The 2,497-nt window shown below is 67.6% G+C and carries 2 protein-coding genes and 1 tRNA gene; 1 reads left to right on the plus strand and 2 read right to left on the minus strand.

What is annotated here, in order from left to right; genetic code table 11:
* Window positions 1-17: 17 nt before the first annotated feature.
* Together ACFP3H_RS18825 and orn are read right to left on the minus strand one after the other, a co-directional pair.
* Window positions 18-90: transfer RNA gene (locus ACFP3H_RS18825), tRNA-His, on the minus strand.
* Between the two features lie 55 nt (window positions 91-145).
* Window positions 146-784, minus strand: coding sequence for an oligoribonuclease (gene orn, locus ACFP3H_RS18830; RefSeq protein ID WP_378607834.1), 639 nt, complete (start codon window positions 782-784; stop codon window positions 146-148).
* Between the two features lie 160 nt (window positions 785-944).
* Here orn and ACFP3H_RS18835 point away from each other — a divergent pair.
* Window positions 945-2,497, plus strand: a 1,553-nt coding sequence (locus ACFP3H_RS18835) for a helicase HerA-like domain-containing protein (protein WP_378608408.1), incomplete at its 3' end; no start/stop codon positions are given.

Genomic DNA, 2,497 nt, shown 5'->3' on the forward strand with positions numbered 1-2,497 from the left:
CCGGGCCTTCTGTTCGGGGTGACCGACGGGACTCGAACCCGCGACAGCCAGGATCACAACCTGGTGCTCTACCAACTGAACTACGGTCACCATCGCCGGTGAATCACCGGCGCCGTCGATACTAGCGTGTGTTCGGCGCTAGGCCCTAATCCGCTGGTAGCGGGCTCGAACCGGTCACATCCACCGCGTCGACGGCCTCCTGGGCGGCCGTGGCGATCTCGGCGGGCGAGGGACCGGGCAGCGGCACGAACGCGGTGCGCCGGTAGTACTCGAGTTCGCGGATGGATTCCTTGATGTCGGCCAGCGCGCGGTGGGCCAGGCCCTTCTCCGGCTGACCGAAGTAGATGCGTGGGTACCAGCGACGGCACAGCTCCTTGATCGAACTCACGTCGACCATCCGGTAGTGCAGGTGCGCGTCGAGTTCGGGCATGTCGCGGGCGATGAAACCGCGGTCGGTGCCGATCGAGTTGCCGCACAGTGGCACCGTGCGCGGGTTGGGCGCGTACTCGCGGATGTAGTCGAGAACCTGCTGCTGGGCCTGCTCGAGGGTGACGGTGGAGCGTCGAACCTCTTCGGTCAGACCGGATTTCGCGTGCATGGTCGCGACGACCGGGGGCATGCAGGCCAGGGAGGCGTCGTCGGCGTGGATGACGATGTCGACACCGTCACCGAGAATGTTGAGGTCGCTGTCGGTTACGAGCGCGGCGATCTCGATCAGCTTGTCGCTGTCGAGACGGAGCCCCGTCATTTCGCAATCCATCCAGACCAGGAGTTTGTCTGACACCTGAGTCACCCTAATGGTGGGGTGGCGCGCCCGGTCGGCAGGTGTGTCGCGTGGGCGAGGCGAGACGCGTTTGCCGGTGGCGTCGGCCGATGTCCGCCACCGGGATGACCTGCCCGGATACAGTTTGCCTCGAACTGTCTGAGCGGACGGAGGCGCGCGAATGACCACTCCCCAGGAGAAAGCGGCGGCGGCACGGAGGGCGGCCGAGGAAGCGGCGCGGGTGGCCGCGGCGGCGATGGCGGCCGCGGAGGCCGCCGAGCGGGAGGCGGCGAGTGCGGAATCGGCCGCGACGCCGGGTGAAGCGGGCGAGGATGACGGCGAATCTGCTTCCGCGAGTGGGGAATCCGGGGTTGGGTCGGCGACATCCGCCGGATCGCCTGGCTCCGGTGCGGCCGCTGAGATCGCGGCGGGTTACGTCTTCGACGGGCCCGCTCTCGAACTCGGCACGGTGATGGTCGACGGGGTGGTCGATCCCGGTGCGCGCGTGCGTATTCCGTTGCGGATGATGAATCGGCACGGTCTCGTCGCGGGCGCCACCGGTACCGGGAAGACCAAGACGTTGCAGGGGATCGCCGAACAGCTGTCGCGCGCGGGCGTGCCCGTGGTGCTGGCCGATGTCAAAGGTGACCTGTCGGGGTTGAGCGCGCCGGGTGCCGATACCGACAAGATCAGGGCGCGTGCGGCCGAGACCGGGGCGAGCGACTGGGCGCCGAGCGCGTTCCCGACCGAGTTCGTCTCGCTGGGCACCGACGGCATCGGGGTGCCGATCCGGGCGACGATCACCTCGTTCGGTCCGATCCTGCTCAGCAAGGTGCTCGGCCTCAACGCCACCCAGGAATCGACGCTCGGGCTGATCTTCCACTGGGCCGATCAGCGCGGTCTCGCCCTGCTTGATCTGAAGGACCTGCGCGCGGTGATCACCCACCTGACCAGCCCGGAAGGGAAGGAGGAGCTCGAGGGGATCGGTGGGGTGTCGGCGCAGACGGCGGGGGTGATCCTGCGGGCACTGGTCAACCTCGAGGCCGAGGGCGGCGACACGTTCTTCGGCGAACCCGAACTCGACCCGGCCGATCTGCTGCGCACGGCGGGTGGGCAGGGCGTGATCACGCTGTTCGAACTCGGTCAACAGGCGGGGCAGCCCGCGCTGTTCTCGACGTTTCTGATGTGGGTGCTGGCGGATCTGTTCCAGACGCTGCCCGAGGTGGGCGATGTGGACAGGCCGAAGCTGGTGTTCATCTTCGACGAGGCGCACCTGCTGTTCGCCGAGGCGTCCAAGGCGTTTCTGCAGCAGGTCGAGCAGACGGTGAAGTTGATCCGGTCCAAGGGGGTGGGTGTGTTCTTCTGCACACAGTTGCCCACCGACATTCCCAATCCGGTGCTCTCCCAGCTCGGGGCGCGGATTCAGCACGCGCTGCGCGCGTTCACACCCGACGATCAGAAGGCGCTGTCGAAGACGGTGCGCACGTATCCGAAGTCGGCGGTCTACGACCTCGAGGAGGCGCTGACCTCGTTGGGGACCGGTGAGGCGATCGTCACGGTACTGTCCGAGACCGGCGCGCCGACCCCGGTCGCCTGGACCGAGATCGTGCCGCCGCGTTCGCTGATGGACACCATCGGTGCCGAGCGGATCAAGGCCGCGGCGCTATCGAGTGCGCTGCAGGGGAAATACGGGCAGAGCATCGACCGGGAGTCGGCCTACGAGATGCTGGTGGC

It is taken from the genome of Nocardia lasii (assembly GCF_042658545.1).
Lineage (GTDB): Bacteria > Actinomycetota > Actinomycetes > Mycobacteriales > Mycobacteriaceae > Nocardia > Nocardia lasii.